This is a genomic window from Flagellimonas nanhaiensis (assembly GCF_003382275.1).
GTDB lineage: Bacteria > Bacteroidota > Bacteroidia > Flavobacteriales > Flavobacteriaceae > Flagellimonas > Flagellimonas nanhaiensis.
Window position 1 is genome coordinate 176373 of the sequence record NZ_QTJX01000005.1, and the last position, 18131, is coordinate 194503.

The window sequence follows — 18131 nt, forward strand, 5'->3', positions numbered from 1 at the left end:
AAAATTAATAATATCATCACCATATTGTTATGGCTAGAATAAAAGACAATAACGCACCAAAAAGGTTCAATAAAATTTCCATAGGATTAGCTTCTCCTGAGTCAATTTTGGCTGAATCCCGTGGAGAGGTATTGAAACCCGAAACTATTAACTATAGAACGCACAAGCCCGAGCGTGACGGACTTTTCTGTGAGCGGATTTTTGGTCCTGTAAAGGATTACGAATGTGCCTGTGGAAAGTATAAGCGAATCCGCTATCGTGGTATTGTTTGTGATCGTTGTGGTGTTGAAGTAACGGAAAAGAAGGTTCGTAGGGATCGTGTAGGTCATATTAACCTTGTGGTTCCCGTTGCACATATCTGGTACTTCCGTTCACTTCCAAATAAGATAGGATACCTTTTGGGATTACCTTCCAAGAAATTGGACATGATCATTTATTATGAAAGATATGTGGTCATTCAACCTGGTATTGCCAAAGGCCCTGAAGGAGAGGAAATCAATAAAATGGATTTCTTGACCGAGGAGGAGTATTTGAACATTTTGGAATCCATTCCAAGTGAAAACCAATATTTGGAAGACACGGACCCCAATAAGTTCATCGCTAAAATGGGTGCCGAATGTTTGATTGATTTGTTGTCTCGAATCGATTTGGAGCAATTGTCCTATGAACTTCGACACAAGGCAAACACAGAAACTTCAAAGCAACGTAAGACAGAAGCATTAAAGCGACTTCAGGTTGTGGAAGCTTTGCGTGAATCTCAAGGGAACAGGGAAAACAGACCAGAATGGATGATCATGAAGGTTGTTCCCGTTATTCCACCAGAATTGCGTCCTTTGGTGCCTTTGGATGGAGGACGTTTTGCCACTTCGGATTTGAACGATCTCTATAGAAGGGTAATTATCCGTAACAATCGTTTAAAGCGATTGATGGAAATCAAAGCACCTGAGGTAATCCTAAGAAACGAGAAGCGTATGCTTCAAGAAGCTGTGGATTCCCTATTTGACAATACTAGAAAAGCCTCTGCGGTTAAAACGGAATCAAACAGACCTCTAAAATCCCTATCGGATTCCTTGAAAGGTAAACAAGGTCGTTTCCGTCAGAACCTTTTGGGTAAACGTGTGGATTACTCTGCTCGTTCCGTAATTGTTGTAGGACCAGAGATGAAATTGTACGAGTGTGGTCTGCCCAAGGATATGGCAGCCGAGCTGTACAAGCCCTTTGTGATCCGTAAACTGATAGAAAGAGGTATTGTAAAGACGGTAAAATCCGCCAAGAAGATAATAGATAAGAAAGAACCCGTAGTTTGGGATATTCTGGATAATGTGATCAAGGGTCATCCGGTATTATTGAACCGTGCCCCCACATTGCACAGATTGGGTATACAAGCATTCCAGCCAAAACTTATAGAAGGTAAGGCTATCCGCTTGCACCCATTGGCCTGTACCGCATTTAACGCGGATTTTGATGGTGACCAGATGGCTGTTCACCTTCCTTTGGGGCCAGAAGCAATTTTGGAAGCTCAATTGTTGATGTTGGCTTCTCAAAATATCCTGAATCCTGCTAACGGTTCGCCAATTACTGTACCTTCTCAGGATATGGTTCTTGGATTGTACTATATGACCAAGGAAAGAAAGTCCACCAAGGAGGTGCCAATTAAAGGTGAAGGATTGACCTTTTATTCTCCTGAAGAAGTGGTAATCGCTTTCAATGAGAAAAAGGTTGACCTGAACGCTGGAATCAAGGTAAGAACCAAAGATTTCAATGATGAAGGGGAATTGGTCAACAAGATTATAGAAACTACCACTGGACGTGTACTCTTTAACAGAGTTGTTCCGGAACAGGCTGGGTATATCAATACTGTTTTGAACAAGAAATCCCTTAGAAATATTATTGGGGATATTCTTGCGGTGACCGATGTTCCTACAACGGCTGAGTTCTTGGATAGGATAAAGAGCATGGGGTACGATTTTGCCTTCAAGGGAGGATTGTCCTTCAGTTTGGGAGATATTATCATTCCAAAGGAAAAACACGAAATGATTGCCGATGCCAACGAGCAGGTAGATGGTATCATGATGAACTATAATATGGGTCTTATCACCAACAATGAGCGATATAACCAGGTTATTGATGTTTGGACATCAACAAATGCAATGTTGACCGAGTTGGCCATGAAGCGTATTCGTGAGGACCAACAAGGATTCAATTCTGTATATATGATGTTGGATTCTGGTGCAAGGGGTTCCAAGGAACAGATTCGCCAGTTGACCGGTATGCGTGGATTGATGGCCAAGCCTAAAAAATCTACCGCAGGAGGTGGGGAGATTATTGAAAACCCCATTCTTTCCAACTTTAAGGAAGGATTGTCCATTTTGGAATACTTTATCTCAACGCACGGTGCACGTAAAGGTCTTGCGGATACCGCTTTGAAAACTGCTGATGCTGGATACTTGACCAGACGTTTGGTAGATGTATCCCAGGATGTGATCATCAACATTGAGGATTGTGGTACCTTGAGAGGTATTGAGGTTAGCGCCTTGAAAAAGAATGAAGAAGTAGTTGAAACATTGGGAGAAAGAATCCTTGGTAGGGTTTCACTTCACGATGTGTACAATCCGTTGACTGAAGAATTGATTCTTGAAGCAGGTCAGGAGATTTCTGAAGCTGATGTTAGAAAGGTTGAAGCAGCTCCAATTGACAAAATTGAAGTACGCTCCGCATTAACCTGTGAAGCTCCAAAAGGAATTTGCGCAAAATGTTACGGAAGAAACTTGGCCACCAATAAAATGGTTCAGCGAGGTGAAGCTGTAGGTGTTGTTGCAGCACAGTCCATTGGGGAACCTGGTACTCAGTTGACACTTCGTACTTTCCACGTGGGAGGTATTGCAGGTAACATTTCTGAGGATAACAAGCTTGAAGCTAAGTTTGATGGTGTTGCCGAGATTGAAGATTTAAGAACGGTTGTTGGAGAAAACAGTGAAGGAGGAAAAGCCAACATTGTAATTTCCAGGACATCCGAAATCAAAATAGTAGATGCCAAAACAGGAATCACGTTAAGTACCAACAACATTCCTTACGGTTCCCAATTGTTCATTAAGAACGGAGCCAAGGTTAAAAAAGGTGATGTTGTTTGTCAGTGGGATCCTTATAACGGTGTTATCGTTTCTGAATTCACAGGGGCAATTGCCTATGAGAATATTGAGCAAGGTGTTACCTATCAAGTGGAAATTGATGAACAGACCGGTTTCCAGGAAAAGGTGATTTCTGAATCAAGAAACAAGAAACTTATTCCAACCCTTTTGATCAAGGATGGAAAAGGTGAAACGCTACGTTCATACAACTTACCAGTTGGTTCCCACTTGATGGTGGATGATGGTGAGAAGATTAAGGAAGGTAAAACTTTGGTAAAAATCCCAAGAAAATCTGCTAAAGCAGGGGATATTACTGGTGGTCTTCCAAGGGTTACAGAGCTATTTGAAGCAAGAAACCCATCCAATCCAGCTGTTGTTACCGAAATTGATGGTGTGGTTTCATTTGGTAAGATCAAACGTGGAAACAGGGAGATTATCATTGAATCCAAAACCGGAGAGATCAAGAAGTACTTGGTTAAACTTTCAAACCAAATATTGGTACAGGAGAATGACTACGTACGTGCCGGAATGCCATTGTCTGATGGATCTATTACACCTGAGGATATTTTGGCAATCAAAGGCCCATCTGCGGTTCAGCAATATTTGGTGAACGAAGTACAGGAGGTATACCGTTTACAAGGGGTGAAAATCAACGATAAGCATTTTGAGGTCGTAGTACGTCAGATGATGCGTAAGGTTCGTATTGAAGACTCTGGAGATACCACGTTCTTGGAAAACCAGTTGGTGCACAAGGATGATTTCATCCGCGAAAACGATGAGATTTTCGGTATGAAGGTAGTAGAAGAGGCAGGTGATTCTGAGAACCTTAAAGCTGGTCAGATTGTTTCTGCACGTGATCTAAGGGATGAAAACTCTATTTTGCGTAGAGAAGACAAGACTTTGGTAACCGCAAGAGATGCTGTGGCCGCTACGGCTACACCAATCCTTCAAGGTATTACCAGGGCGTCATTGCAGACTAAGTCCTTTATTTCTGCTGCATCGTTCCAAGAAACGACCAAAGTATTGAACGAAGCTGCGGTTAGCGGTAAAGTGGATACTCTGGAAGGATTGAAGGAAAATGTTATTGTAGGACATAAGATTCCGGCCGGTACCGGTATGAGGGATTATGATAGCATCATTGTAGGCTCCAAAGAGGAGTACGATGAGATCATGGCCCGAAAAGAGGAATTCAAATTCTAAATACTAAACCCTGACAATAAAGTCAGGGTTTTTTCTTTTTGTATTATAAGATGTCACCCTGAATTCATTTCAGGGTCTCATAATTAAAAGCTCGATGATAGGTATTTGAGATTCTGAAACAAGTTCAGAATAACGTTTTCGTATCATTGACAATTATTTTAAACTAAAATTATAATGGCAGAAAATAATAAGAATCAAAACCAAAAACAGATCAATATAGAATTGGATGAAAAAACCGCGGAAGGAACGTATTCCAACCTGGCTATTATTAACCATTCTGTTTCTGAATTTGTTGTGGATTTTATAAGCATGATGCCTGGAGCGCCCAAAGCTAAGGTGAAGAGCAGGATTATTTTAACGCCCCAGCATGCCAAGAAATTTTTAAAGGCCTTGAGTGAAAATGTCGCTAGATTTGAAAAGGCGCATGGACCGATCAAGGATTATGAGCAACCGGCGATACCGCTGAACTTCGGTCCGACCGGAGAAGCTTAAAAAAAGGCCCCAAACTTTGTTTGGGGCCTTTTTTTGTTGATCAATTAAATTCTGAGGTAAAATGCAGATGTACCGAAGGATATTTTTGCTGTGTCATTTGTAGGGAAAAGGCAGAATCCGCCAAAAATACCAACTGCCCTCGTTTATCTGTTGCCAGAAACTTTTGTTTTACCCTCTTAAATTCTTTGAATTCCTCATTGTTTTCATCCTCAACCTCTACCCAACAGGCTTTGTGTACCGGGAAGTTTTCATAAGTACATTTGGCTCCGTACTCGTGCTCAAGCCGATATTGAATAACTTCATATTGAAGTGCACCAACAGTACCAATGACCTTTCTTCCATTCATTTCCAGAGTGAATAACTGTGCGACTCCTTCATCCATCAGCTGGTCAATGCCCTTAGAAAGTTGTTTGGCTTTCATAGGGTCAGCATTGTTGATATATCTGAAATGTTCGGGAGAAAAACTAGGGATGCCCTTATAGCTTAACTTTTCACCACTGGTCAAGGTATCTCCAATTTTAAAGTTTCCCGTATCATGTAATCCTACAATATCCCCTGGATAAGAAACATCTACAATCTCTTTCTTTTCAGCAAAAAAGGCATTGGGACTGGAAAATTTCAATTTCTTGTCATGACGAACATGGAGATAAGGTGTGTTTCGTTCGAAGGTTCCCGAAACCACTTTTACAAATGCCAAACGATCCCGGTGCTTGGGGTCCATGTTGGCGTGTATCTTGAATACAAAACCGGAAAAATCTTTTTCATTGGACTCCACCAACCGTTCCTCTGCCATTTTGGAACGTGGAGTAGGAGCAATGTCCACAAAACAATCCAAAAGTTCTCTTACTCCAAAATTATTCAGGGCCGAGCCAAAGAAAACAGGCTGCAACTCTCCATTAAGATAAGATTCCTTGTTGAACTCAGGATAAACCCCACTCACCAGTTCCAAGTTGTCCCTCAGTTCTTGGGCAGACTCGGTACCTATGATGTTTTCCAACTCTGGGTTTTCCAAATCATCAAAGGCAATGGTCTCCTCAATATTCTTTTTACTGTTACCACTAAATAGGTTGATGTTTTTCTCGTAAATGTTATAGATTCCCTTGAAATCAAATCCCATTCCGATAGGAAAGCTCAATGGTGTGACCGAAAGCCCTAATTTTTGCTCCACTTCGTCCAATAGGTCAAAGGCATCTTTTCCCTCACGATCCAACTTGTTGATAAAAACGATCATGGGAATGTTTCGCATTCGGCAGACTTCAACAAGTTTCTCGGTCTGCTCCTCAACACCTTTGGCCACATCAATAACCACAATAACACTGTCAACTGCGGTAAGCGTCCTAAATGTATCCTCGGCAAAATCCTTGTGCCCTGGAGTATCCAGGATATTTATTTTTTTGTCTTTATAGATAAAGGCCAAAACCGAGGTGGCTACGGAGATTCCCCGCTGGCGCTCTATTTCCATGAAATCACTCGTGGCCGACTTTTTAATTTTGTTGCTCTTAACAGCCCCAGCCTCTTGAATGGCACCTCCAAATAGTAGAAGCTTTTCCGTTAAGGTGGTTTTTCCTGCATCTGGGTGGGAAATAATCCCAAAAGTTCTACGTCGTGCTATTTCTTTCTCAAAATCCATCAACAAAAATTTCGGCAAAAATAGCGTAAATATCTATTTTAGAATCTATTTCTACGAGAATCAATAATGTTGATATTATTGTAAAATTTTCTCTTCTAATAGGCATGTAAAATTAAAAAGAGAAGTAATTTTCCGCCGTCTTGATTTTAAAGATTTCGAAGAGCATATAATCTTTTTATAAAGACAAAACGTATTACTATATGTGGCATCTAATGATGATGAATGAGCTTTTTGTCGAGAAAAATAGGCATTGAGCAATAAATACGCTAACTATGTGCACAAAGTGTATTTTGATCTAACGAGGACACAGTTGACCGCAAATAGATAAGAAAGCCCCATTTTCTTACACGTTCTAGACCTCTAGCCATGGTGATTAGTTGACCAAAACTTATCATTTATGGAAAATATTACTTTCTTGGATTCTCGAAAAAAACTGCTTTGTGGTGTTTTTCTACTTCTGGGAATCTTACTATATCCAAACAATACCTTCCGTGAATTTCCTGACCGCAGTGCTGAGGAACAACCGTTCCCACCTACGGATACGGACGGGGATGGAATTCCGGACAATATAGACATTGATGATGACGGAGACGGAATCATTGATACAGTTGAGGACGAAAACCTAGATGGAGATAACTGTTATTGGACCAATCCTACAGATACTGATGGAGATACTATTCCTGATTATTTGGATGTGGATTCCGATGATGATGGCATAATTGACAACATTGAGGCCCAAACTACGCATGGGTATATACCTCCATCTGGAAAAGATACGGATTGCAACGGTTTAGATGATGCCTATGAAGAAACTCCAGGAAGCTGTGGAGGACTTATCCCAGTTGATACTGACGGTGATACTTTTCCTGATTATAAAGACATAGATTCGGATGATGATGGAATTTTGGATAATGTGGAAGCACAACATCCAGATAGCTATCTTCCTCCCTCGGGAACAGATTGTGATGGTAATGGTTTGGATGATACCTACGAAGAAACCCCTGGAAGCTGCGGAGGATTACTTCCAATAGACTCAGATGGTGATGGCGTTAAGAATTTTAGAGATATAGATTCTGATGATGATGGCATTCCTGACAATGTAGAAGGACAATCAACCGCGGGATATGTACCTCCCACAGGACACGATGACGATAACGATGGACTGGACAATGCCTATGAAGGTAGTGGTGATGAAGGCCTTACGCCGGAGAACACAGACGGTGTGGACGTGCCTGACTATCTTGACGACGACAGTGACAACGACCTTGTTGCGGACAACAACGAGGGGAACGACTTCAACTTTGACGGTGTGCCCGACCAGGCGTACACCGGCAGCGATACGGACAACGACGGGCTTGACGACGGCTACGAGGGCAGCGATGTTGACGACGGCTATGATGTGAACGACGAGATCGACGATCCTGCCAACGACCTACCGGACACCGATGGGACAGAGGACGTGAACTACCGTGACTTTGACGACGACGGCGACGGTATCGACACCCCCGACGAGGACGTTGACGAGGACGGCGACCCGACCAATGACGACACGGACGGCGACGGGACCCCGGACTACCTGGACCCCGACACCCCTCCCGGTGACGACACCGATGGCGACGGCGTTCCGGACAGTGTCGACCTTGACGACGACAACGACGGTATCCTGGACACGGTGGAGGACCCCGACCTTGACGGCGACGGCGACCCATTGACGGACCCGTTGGACAGTGACGGCGACGGACGCCCTGACCACCTGGACATCGACAGTGACGACGACGGTATCCCGGACAACGTGGAGGCACAGCCCACGGCGGGCTATATAGCTCCGAACGACGATGACGAGGCGACCTATGCTGCCAACCAGGGGGTGAACAGTGCCTACCTTGGCGGTCTTACGCCCGAGAACACAGACGGTGTTGACGTGCCTGACTATCTTGACGACGACAGTGACAACGACCTTGTTGCGGACAACAACGAGGGGAACGACTTCAATTTTGACGGCGTGCCCGACCAGGCGTACACCGGCAACGATACGGACAACGACGGGCTTGACGACGGCTACGAGGGCAGCGATGTTGACGACGGCTATGATGTGAACGACGAGATCGACGACCCTGCGAACGACCTACCGGACACCGATGGGACGGAGGACGTTAACTACCGTGACTTTGATGACGACGGCGACGGTATCGACACCCCGGACGAGGACGTGGACCAGGACGGCGACCCGACCAATGACGACACGGACGGCGACGGGACCCCGGACTACCTGGATCCAGTAGATGACTCTCCTCCACCAGTGGATGAAGATATAGAAGTAATGCAATTGATTACGCCAAATGGAGATGGAGATAATGACTTTTTGTGGATCAATGGTTTGGATAAAGTAAGAAGTAACACACTTCAAGTCTACAATAGATGGGGAGTGAAGGTTTACGATGGAACAAACTACAATAACGTAAATAATATTTTTGATGGTCGATCACGAGGCAGATCAACGCTGAGTGTGAACGATTATCTTCCGGCGGGGGTATATTTTTATATATTTGAATACGAAACAGACGAAGGTAGGTTTACTGACTCCCAATACTTATATATAAGCCGTTAACATATTGACAGATGGTTAAAAAACACCTTTTAATTTCGTTACTATTTGTAGGAGCAGTATTCCAGGGAATCCAGGCCCAGCAAGATGCCCAATATACCCAGTACATGTTCAATACCTTGAGTGTCAACCCTGCTTATGCAGGATCTAGAGGGCAATTGAGTTTTGCGGGATTATATCGGTCACAATGGGTTGGACTTGATGGCGCACCAGAAACTTTTACGTTGAACTTGCACTCACCTATTAGAAACAGTAGGCTGGGTTACGGGATTTCAATTGTAAACGATAACATTGGGGACGGTGTAGTACAGGAAACCTATCTGGATGCTGTGGTTTCTTATACTCTTGAATTGGCTAGGGATGCCAAACTTTCATTTGGTTTGAAAGCAGGAGGAAACATGTTGAGTATCGATTTCAACGGTCTTCGCCAAAGACAGATTGAAGTGACCAATCAGAATAATATCGACAATCAATTTTCACCAAACTTTGGACTTGGGCTATACTACCATACAGATAGATTTTATGCTGGAGTATCTGCACCCAATATTTTGGAAACTGAATATTTTGACAATGATAACTCAGACGATTCCGTAAACTTTTTATCCGCAGAACGGATTAATTTTTATCTCATAACCGGGTATGTATTTGATTTAGGGGCTGACCTCAAATTTAAACCTGCCTTGTTGACCAAGGCTGTAGGTGGAGCTCCATTACAAGTAGATATGTCCGCTAATTTTCTTTTTGCTGATAAATTCAGTTTTGGTGCGGCCTATAGATGGGATGCCGCTGTAAGCGCACTGGCCGGGTTTCAGGTAACGGATCAGATAATGATTGGTTTAGCGTACGATCGCGAAACGACCGAGCTGGGAGGTACACAATTTAATGATGGTTCGTTCGAGATATTTTTAAGACTGGAGTTATTGAAATCGTTTCAAAGAACTGTATCACCAAGATTCTTTTAATACTGTATAGAATGCTAAAAAGAATACTTTTACTTCTTACTATTTTATTAGGGTTCTCTAACAATATCTCGGGACAGGACACTATTCCGGATAGACAACAGGCTAGGGTCAAGGAAAAGGCAGATGAGCGCTACGACGAATATTCTTTTAGCCCTGCAATCGACATCTACAAGAAGGTACTGGACAAGGGATATGTATCCATAGATTTGTTAAAACGTCTTGGGAATTCGTATTACTTCAATGCAAAATATGAGGAAGCGGCCAATATTTATAAAAAATTAGCAGAGACCTATCCCGATCAAACAGAGCCTGATTATTTGTTCCGATATGCCCAAAGTTTGAAAACTCTTGGTAATTACGAGGAATCCGATGAGATAATGGCCCGTTTTAAGGAAATGACCTCATCCATTGAAGGTTTTGATGAAGATTACCTTACCAAAATTGAAGAGAATTCAGGAAGATATCAAGTCAAGCCTTTTGGGTACAACAGCAAGTATTCAGATTTTGCGGCTTCCTTTTATGAAAAAGGACTGATTTTCGCTTCGGATAGGGATACTGGAAATTTGGCCAGATACAGACATACCTGGAATTCCAGGGACTTCTTGGACCTGTACAAGGTAAACGCCGATAGCATTTCAAACAATACCGTTGTCAAACTTGAAGGTGATGTAAACACAAGGCTTCATGAGTCTACTTCCGTGGTTACCAAGGATGGTACAACCATGTACTTTACTAGGAACAACTTTTTGGATGGAAAAAAATTCAAAGATCAACAAGGGATAATACGGCTAAAAATCTATAGCGCGGAACTTGTAAATGGAGAATGGACGAACATAATTGAACTTCCATTTAATAACGATTCTTATTCCGTGGCGCACCCTGTGCTCAGTCCGGATGAAAAGAGACTCTACTTTGTGTCGGACATGCCAGGAACGCATGGAGAGTCTGATATTTTCATGACGCGGATTATCGGGGACGGAACGTATGGCCCTATTGTTAATCTTGGAAAAAATATCAATACAAGGGCACGGGAGACTTTTCCATACATTACAAAGGATGGAGTACTTTATTTCTCTTCAGATGGCCATCAGGGTCTAGGGGGACTGGACGTATTTGCCACCAAAATAGCTTTTGATGACTATGATCAACCCATTGTAAATGTGGGAAGACCCATTAACGGCCCTCAAGATGACTTTGCCTTCATCATAGATGATGAATATAAAAAAGGCTATTTCTCTTCCAACAGGGAAGGTGGAATGGGAGAGGACGATATCTATGAATTTGATGAAACAGAGCCATTGGTACTGGATTGCATCCAAGATGTTACCGGAACTGTTCGAGATAGGATATCCAACGAGGTTTTGGCCGGAGCAACGGTCATGGTCATTGATGAAGAAAATAAAGAAGTCTCGTCTACCATAACAGATTCTGAAGGGAATTATGTTCTGCAACTGGACTGTTCCAAAGGTAATTTTGTTAGGGCTTCAAGGGATGGCTATGTGCCTGCCGAGGAATACTTGAACAGATCTTACGGAAAACCCAGAATAATAGATTTTTATTTGGAACGGGATGTGGTTACCGGCGGTTTTGGGGATGATTTGGCCAAATTGCTTCAGCTGAGCACCATTTACTTTGATTTGAACAAATTCGACATTCGCCCCGATGCTGAAATTGAGATTCAAAAAGTGATTGTGGCCATGGAGAAATATCCAAGTCTCAAGATAAAAGTCAACTCCCATACAGATAGTAGGGGCAATGATGCGTATAATCTATGGCTATCACAAAAAAGAGCTGAGTCAACCGTAAATTATATGGTCTCCAAAGGGATTTCTCGGGATAGATTGCAAGGTGAAGGCTTTGGAGAAACCAGATTGGTCAACGATTGTTTAAACGGAATTCCGTGTTCCAGAGAAAAGCATCAATTAAATCGTAGATCTGAATTTATCATTTTTGAATAGGAAAATTCCTGCAACTTATTGATAAGCAGTCTCTTTTAAGTCTTTTTGGGACTAGGATTGTGCGGTTTTTTAAAATCCCTTACCCCATAATTGCAAGGGTTCACTTTATCGATCGTCTCTTTCACAACAAATATTTAGCCGCATTTTGACATACAACTACATTTGGTAAATTCTAGGCAAAATGTCTAATTATCAAAATTAGGAGTATGAAAAAATGCTTGTTATTGTTTGTCATTGGGTTGATGTTGTCATTCCAGACAGTATTTGGCCAAGATACTTATCTAGACAATTTTAGTAGCGTTTCGTATTCCAATAATGATGGAAACCAGAATTTCGCCTCCAATTGGAATGAATCCAATGATGATAATTCATCGAGTGGTGGAAGAATTAGGATTACCGGAAATGAGCTTCGGTTCGAGGATATTTCTCGGTCCAGTCATTTGATTACCAGATCAGCGAATTTAACCGGAGCCTCTTCGGCCACACTCAGTTTTGATTGGCAAACTTCTGGCCTTGATGGTGGGGGTACTGGGGAGAACTTGAGTATTCAAATATCCACAGACGGTTCCAGTTTTACCACTATTGGGACCTTCACAGGCTCTAATTCGGGAACCTTTAGCCAGGACATATCCGCATACATTTCCGCTACGACCACCATCCGATTCATGAATACCTCTACTTGGCAATGGGGTGATTGGGAGTCAGGCGAGTATACGTATATAGATGATGTTCTCATTCAGGCCACCGTTACACCTGTGGTAACCATTGGCGACCTTACTTTCAATGAAAATACAGGGAACGCGGTTTTTACAGTTACCCATACAGGTGCCGATGCTTCCGGAGCGTTTACGGTAAATTTTCAAACTGTGGATGGAACTGCCGTTGCAGGTAGTGACTATACATCTACATTTGGCACCCTTAATTTTAATGGAACCAGTGGAGATACAGATACCATTACTGTTCCTATTACAGACGATGGCGCCTTGGAAAGCTCGGAAACTTTTACCATACAATTTACTGGAGCCTCGGATGGTTCCGTTGATATTTCGGATACAGCAACCGGAACAATCACTGACAATGACGGTTTAATCATCACAGATGGTGTCACTGTCAATACATGTAGTGGTATTTTCTTGGATTCTGGTGGTGTGTCAAGTACCTATTCAAACAATGAAGATATTACCTATACTATTTGTCCTGATACGGCCGGAAGTTTTACCAGGGTAAACTTTACGAGCTTCGATGTAGAATCTTCATGGGATTTTTTATACATCTATGAAGGTGTGGGTACATCCGGAACACTTATTGGGCAATATGACAACTCAAATGCTCCAACAACAATTACCGCAACAGACGCCTCAGGGTGTTTGACCTTCAGGTTTACTTCAGATACCAGTATTACCCTCAATGGATGGCAAGCGACAGTATCCTGCTATGCTCCTGGTCCAACCATGAGTATTGTTGATGTTACAGTGAATGAAACGGCGGGAACTGCGGATTTTACAGTCACGCATACGGGTACAGATGCTTCTGGTCCGTTTACCGTAGATTTTCAAACAGTCGATGGTACTGCGTTGGCGGGAAGTGATTATACCAGTACTACCGGAACACTTAGTTTTAATGGTACCGTTGGTGATAGTGAAGTAATTTCGGTACCCATTACCAATGATTCCACCGTAGAGACAGACGAAACCTTCACCATACAGTTCACGAGTTCTTCCGATGGAACTGTTGACATTTCCGATATAGCAACAGGAACCATTAACTCACAAATTATCTCGGATGCAGCCTTGACACTTTATGAGGAATTCCATGGAAATGTGGATTATGTGGTCACGGGAAATACCTTAAGGACAGCAGACAACAATACCGACCCCTGTGCAGTGACCAACACTAGCTCAAATACTTTGATAGCTCCTATTCCTGGAACAGCTACCATAAGAAAAGCATATTTGTACTGGGCGCACTCAAGCTCTACTATGGATGCTGATGTAACCTTTGAAGGTCAAGCGGTAACAGCAGATGTGGCGTACAATGCCTATTCTGCGACCTATTGGAGTTACCTAAGTGATGTAACTTCAATTGTAACCGGAGTTGCTGATCCATCTACTAACACTTATGATTTTGCAGATTTAACCATTGATACTACTTCCAGTTGTGCCAGTCAAGGAGTTCTGGGAGGATGGGCCCTTATCGTATATTATGATGATCCTACTCTACCTGCGGCCAGTATCAATTTATACCAAGGTTTTCAACGATTAAGAAATGATAATGATTCCTTTACATTGGATTCATTTTATGCCATTGCTGGATCAGGGGCAAAAGCAACTTTCTTATCTTGGGAAGGGGACGATACCTTATCAGGTGCATCAGAATCCCTTTCCATTACCAATCAATCCTCTTCTACTTTTACGTTAAGTGGCGATGGAGGTCAAACCGGTAATAATGCCTACAATTCAACCATTTATGATGATACCCAGGCTCCAGTGTATAATGATGCAACCCCTTATGGTCTTGATTTGGATACCTATGGTATATCCTCATACATCTCGCCGGGAGATTCTCAAGTAACCGCCAACGTATCCGTTGCTTCAGATGCTGTTTTCTTCAATGCCGTAATGATTAGGGTACAATCCAATTTGGTCACCGGAACAGTTTTTGAAGATGTAAACTATCCTGGAGGAGTAGGAAGAGACATAACTGCTGCCTCTGGAGTTGGAGTGTCTAACGCAACTCTGGAAATCTACGATTCTTCTAACAACTATGTTGAAAGCGTAACCACAGACGCTAGTGGAGATTATACCTTTGGAGGAATGGCTGATGGAAATTATACCGTTCGTGTGGTGAATAATACGGTACGGTCCAGTCGCGGCGGCGGTACAGGATGTACTTCCTGTTTACCAGTGCAAACTTTCAGAAACTACAATACTTCTGGATCTTTTGTAGATGTGACCAATGAGGTTGGTGGAGCAGACCCAACAGCAACCGACGCTTCTACGGGAACCCTGAGCGGGGCGCAGACAACGTCGGCAATAACCATTGCAGGCAACGGTCTTGTAGGGTTGGATTTTGGATTCAACTTCAATACGATTGTCAACACAAATGACGCTGGACAAGGATCTTTAGAACAATTCATTGTAAATGCCAATAATTTGGATGAAACTGGATTAAATATTGAGTCAAATTTCATTTTTGACCCCGTATCTGGAGAAGACACATCCATTTTTATGATTCCAAGTTCTACCGATCCTTTGGGAAGAACTGCGGACCCAAATTTTGCAAGTGGGTATTTTGATATTACCATTGGTAATGGAAGCCCACTCTCAGAAATTACAGGCGACAATACCATAATAGATGGTCGTACGCAAACAGCATATTCGGGAAATACCAACTCTGGAAATGTTGGTTCCGGAGGTACCTCAGTTGGAGTGTCAAATGTAGCACTACCTACTTTCGATTTGCCAGAAATTCAGGTACATAGAGGTAATGGCGATGTTCTACAGACCAATGCCAATTCAGTTACCATAAGAAACCTCTCCATTTATGCTGGAAACAATGCTGGAATCTTAATCAATGGCGGGTCTACAACGGTTAGTGCTAATCTTTTGGGAGTAGACGCTTCGGGAGGTAATGCTGGTAATATTGATTATGGAATAGAAAATGTAGGAGGGAACATAGTGGTTGATGGAAACTACATAGCAACCAATACAGACGCTGGAATTTTTATTGATGGAGGTACATCGAGCATAATACAGAACAACCAGATAACGGCCAATGGAGATGCGGCTTGTGATGACAATATTACTTTAAACAGCGGTAGTGGCATTGTTATACAACAAAACTTAATAGAGAATGCAGCTTCATTAGGAATTGATGGTACTGCCATTTCTGGAGGAGTAACAATTACAGAAAATACGATTACGGGTTCTGGTCAAGATGGTGGAAACTGCTCAGGTACGGTTAAAAATATGGGTATCGAGTTGGTAGGAAGCAATTCCCAGATTACAAACAATGTAATTTACGCCAATGGAGGTGCTGGAATATCCGTTTCCGGAACGGGAACTGGAAATTTAATAAGCCAAAACTCCTTTTACGGAAATGGAACTTCTACCCCATCTTTGGGAATTGACCTTAATGGAGATGGTGTTACAATCAATGACAATGGAGATTCTGATACAGGTCCAAATGACCTGAACAACTTTCCAATAATCAACTTTGTGAGTATTTCAGGCTCCAATCTTGTTATCAAAGGATGGTCAAGGCCAGGAGCGACGTTGGAATTCTATTTCACTGATATTAGCGAAGGCTCTGCAACTGCAGGGGACAATACACTTGGACTTTCAACAGATTACGGGGAAGGTCAAACGTATATTGGTGCCGCTGTTGAAGGTAGTGGGTCAGATGCTGATGCAACCAGTTCGGCGTATTCCGATGCAGATGGAAATAGTGACAATACCAACAGATTTGAGTTTTCATTGCCTTTGCCTTCAGGAACTTCTTTGGGCAATTTGATAACGGCTACAAGTACAATTTCCAATTCAACATCAGAATTTTCACCCTTTAGTACAATTAAAGTTGCTACCGTAATTACAAATAGAAGGATTACTTATAGGGTGAATCCTAACTAGGAAAACTCGTTAAAAACAACCTCTGTTTTCTCCATTTTTTTGTCCTTAAATAGTTGTTGAAAATCAACATAACCTTAAATAGGTTTGAGCTTTTTTGAGGTATAAATCTTGCCGAATCACCATCCAAAAATTGATTTTATCCTGCTTAAAAATCCAATTTTAACAGTTTTGATGAGAGTTTATCGGATTGTCAAACAGCGGAATTTTAGGGGTTTTATCGACCAAATACCCTACCAAAAACATAAATGTTTCCAAACCTAACCTCAAAATTTAACAGCTATACAATGCCATTTTGGTCGTACACAACAAATATTTTCCACCCCTATAGGTAAAGGTAATTTTGTAATGTGTGTAAAATTCATTGTGTTGAATTAAAACAAGAAAACACAGAAAAAAGACAATAACACAACTAAAAAATGCCCTCAACTAATAATAACCTCATGAAAAAGAGCATATTAGCGATAGCCTTACTATTTTTCTCCGGAATTGCCTTTTCTCAAACAACAGTGACCCTGCAAGACCAATGTAATTGTGAAGTCTTGAGCGGGACTGCTGTCGCAGCTGCAGGAGCAACATCCCCCACGGGAGCTGATGCTGGAGATATTTATGTAAACACAAGTACCGGTACCATATACTTTTGGGACGGGGACTCTTGGGAACTTACGGCAAGTGATGACCAACAATTAACAAGCTTTACTTTAGATGGGGTTTCAAACATTCTAACGCTTACTTTGGAAAATGGGGGAAGTGTAAATGTTGATTTAAGTAGCTTAAGCGATACTTTGGTCGATACAAATACCACAATTAATTCATTTGCTATTGATGGAACAAATACGAATTTGGTAATTACAGATTCGGATACCAATACATTTTCAGTTGCTTTGGCTGATATAGCTGCGGCAATTAATACGGACGATGCGGATGCGGACCCCACCAACGAGTACAACACCGCCGTTGGCCTTACGGGCACCTCCATTACGGTCACGGATGCCGGTGGCACCCTGAGCCAGGACCTTGACGGTACCTTCGCCACGGACGCTGAACTTGCCGCGCTGAACACGGACGATGCGGATGCGGACCCGACCAACGAGTACAACACCGCCGTTGGCCTTACGGGCACCTCGATCACGGTCACGGATGCCGGTGGCACGCTGAGCCAGGACCTTGACGGTACCTTCGCCACCGATGCGGAACTTGCGGCACTGAACACGGACGATGCGGATGCGGACCCCACGAACGAATACAACACTGCCGTTGGCCTTACGGGCACCTCGATCACGGTCACGGATGCCGGAGGCACCCTGAGCCAGGACCTTGACGGTACCTTCGCCACGGACGCTGAGCTCGCTGCGCTCAATACGGACGATGCGGATGCCGATCCGACCAACGAATACAACACCGCCGTTGGCCTTACGGGCACCTCGATCACGGTAACGGATGCCGGTGGCACGCTGAGCCAGGATTTGGACGGTACCTTCGCCACGGACGCTGAGCTCGCTGCGCTGAACACCGACGATGCCGATGCCGA

Annotated in this window: 7 protein-coding genes and 1 pseudogene; 7 read left to right on the forward strand and 1 reads right to left on the reverse strand. The window is 42.9% G+C overall.

Translation table 11 applies throughout. The features are described 5' to 3' along the window. Nucleotides 1-29 precede the first annotated feature (29 nt). Nucleotides 30-4328, forward strand: coding sequence for a DNA-directed RNA polymerase subunit beta' (gene rpoC, locus DX873_RS16820; protein WP_116185643.1), 4299 nt, complete (start codon nucleotides 30-32; stop codon nucleotides 4326-4328). 174 nt (nucleotides 4329-4502) lie between these two features. Beyond that, entirely contained in the window at nucleotides 4503-4820 is a 318-nt protein-coding gene (locus DX873_RS16825) for a DUF3467 domain-containing protein (protein WP_116185644.1), read from the forward strand. Nucleotides 4821-4860: 40 nt separating this feature from the next. Here the strand turns inward: DX873_RS16825 and DX873_RS16830 are convergent, their stop codons facing one another. Further along, nucleotides 4861-6450 (reverse strand): peptide chain release factor 3, encoded by a 1590-nt coding sequence (locus tag DX873_RS16830; protein WP_116185645.1) that lies wholly within the window; start codon nucleotides 6448-6450, stop codon nucleotides 4861-4863. A 397-nt stretch (nucleotides 6451-6847) separates the two neighbouring features. Between DX873_RS16830 and DX873_RS16835 the strand changes: the two genes are divergently transcribed. The 5 genes and pseudogenes from DX873_RS16835 to DX873_RS16855 form a co-directional block, all read left to right on the forward strand. Beyond that, entirely contained in the window at nucleotides 6848-9058 is a 2211-nt protein-coding gene (locus DX873_RS16835; RefSeq protein WP_116185646.1) for a gliding motility-associated C-terminal domain-containing protein, read from the forward strand. A gap of 11 nt (nucleotides 9059-9069) precedes the next feature. Further along, nucleotides 9070-10017 (forward strand): PorP/SprF family type IX secretion system membrane protein, encoded by a 948-nt coding sequence (locus DX873_RS16840; RefSeq protein WP_116185647.1) that lies wholly within the window; start codon nucleotides 9070-9072, stop codon nucleotides 10015-10017. A gap of 11 nt (nucleotides 10018-10028) precedes the next feature. Further along, on the forward strand, nucleotides 10029-11975 hold the full coding sequence (locus DX873_RS16845) for an OmpA family protein (protein ID WP_116185648.1): 1947 nt from the start codon (nucleotides 10029-10031) through the stop codon (nucleotides 11973-11975). A 206-nt stretch (nucleotides 11976-12181) separates the two neighbouring features. Further along, nucleotides 12182-16603 carry a beta strand repeat-containing protein gene (locus DX873_RS16850; RefSeq protein WP_116185649.1) on the forward strand — a complete coding sequence of 1474 codons (4422 nt, stop codon included), beginning with the start codon at nucleotides 12182-12184 and terminating at the stop codon, nucleotides 16601-16603. A 440-nt stretch (nucleotides 16604-17043) separates the two neighbouring features. Further along, a pseudogene (locus DX873_RS16855) lies at nucleotides 17044-18131 on the forward strand (MSCRAMM family adhesin SdrC); the annotation flags it as partial.

Coding starts and splice junctions, on each gene's coding strand:
- rpoC (WP_116185643.1), top strand. CDS start 30: ATGGCTAGAATAAAAGACAATAACGCACCAAAAAGGTTCAATAAAATT.
- DX873_RS16825 (WP_116185644.1), top strand. CDS start 4,503: ATGGCAGAAAATAATAAGAATCAAAACCAAAAACAGATCAATATAGAA.
- DX873_RS16830 (WP_116185645.1), bottom strand. CDS start 6,450: ATGGATTTTGAGAAAGAAATAGCACGACGTAGAACTTTTGGGATTATT.
- DX873_RS16835 (WP_116185646.1), top strand. CDS start 6,848: ATGGAAAATATTACTTTCTTGGATTCTCGAAAAAAACTGCTTTGTGGT.
- DX873_RS16840 (WP_116185647.1), top strand. CDS start 9,070: ATGGTTAAAAAACACCTTTTAATTTCGTTACTATTTGTAGGAGCAGTA.
- DX873_RS16845 (WP_116185648.1), top strand. CDS start 10,029: ATGCTAAAAAGAATACTTTTACTTCTTACTATTTTATTAGGGTTCTCT.
- DX873_RS16850 (WP_116185649.1), top strand. CDS start 12,182: ATGAAAAAATGCTTGTTATTGTTTGTCATTGGGTTGATGTTGTCATTC.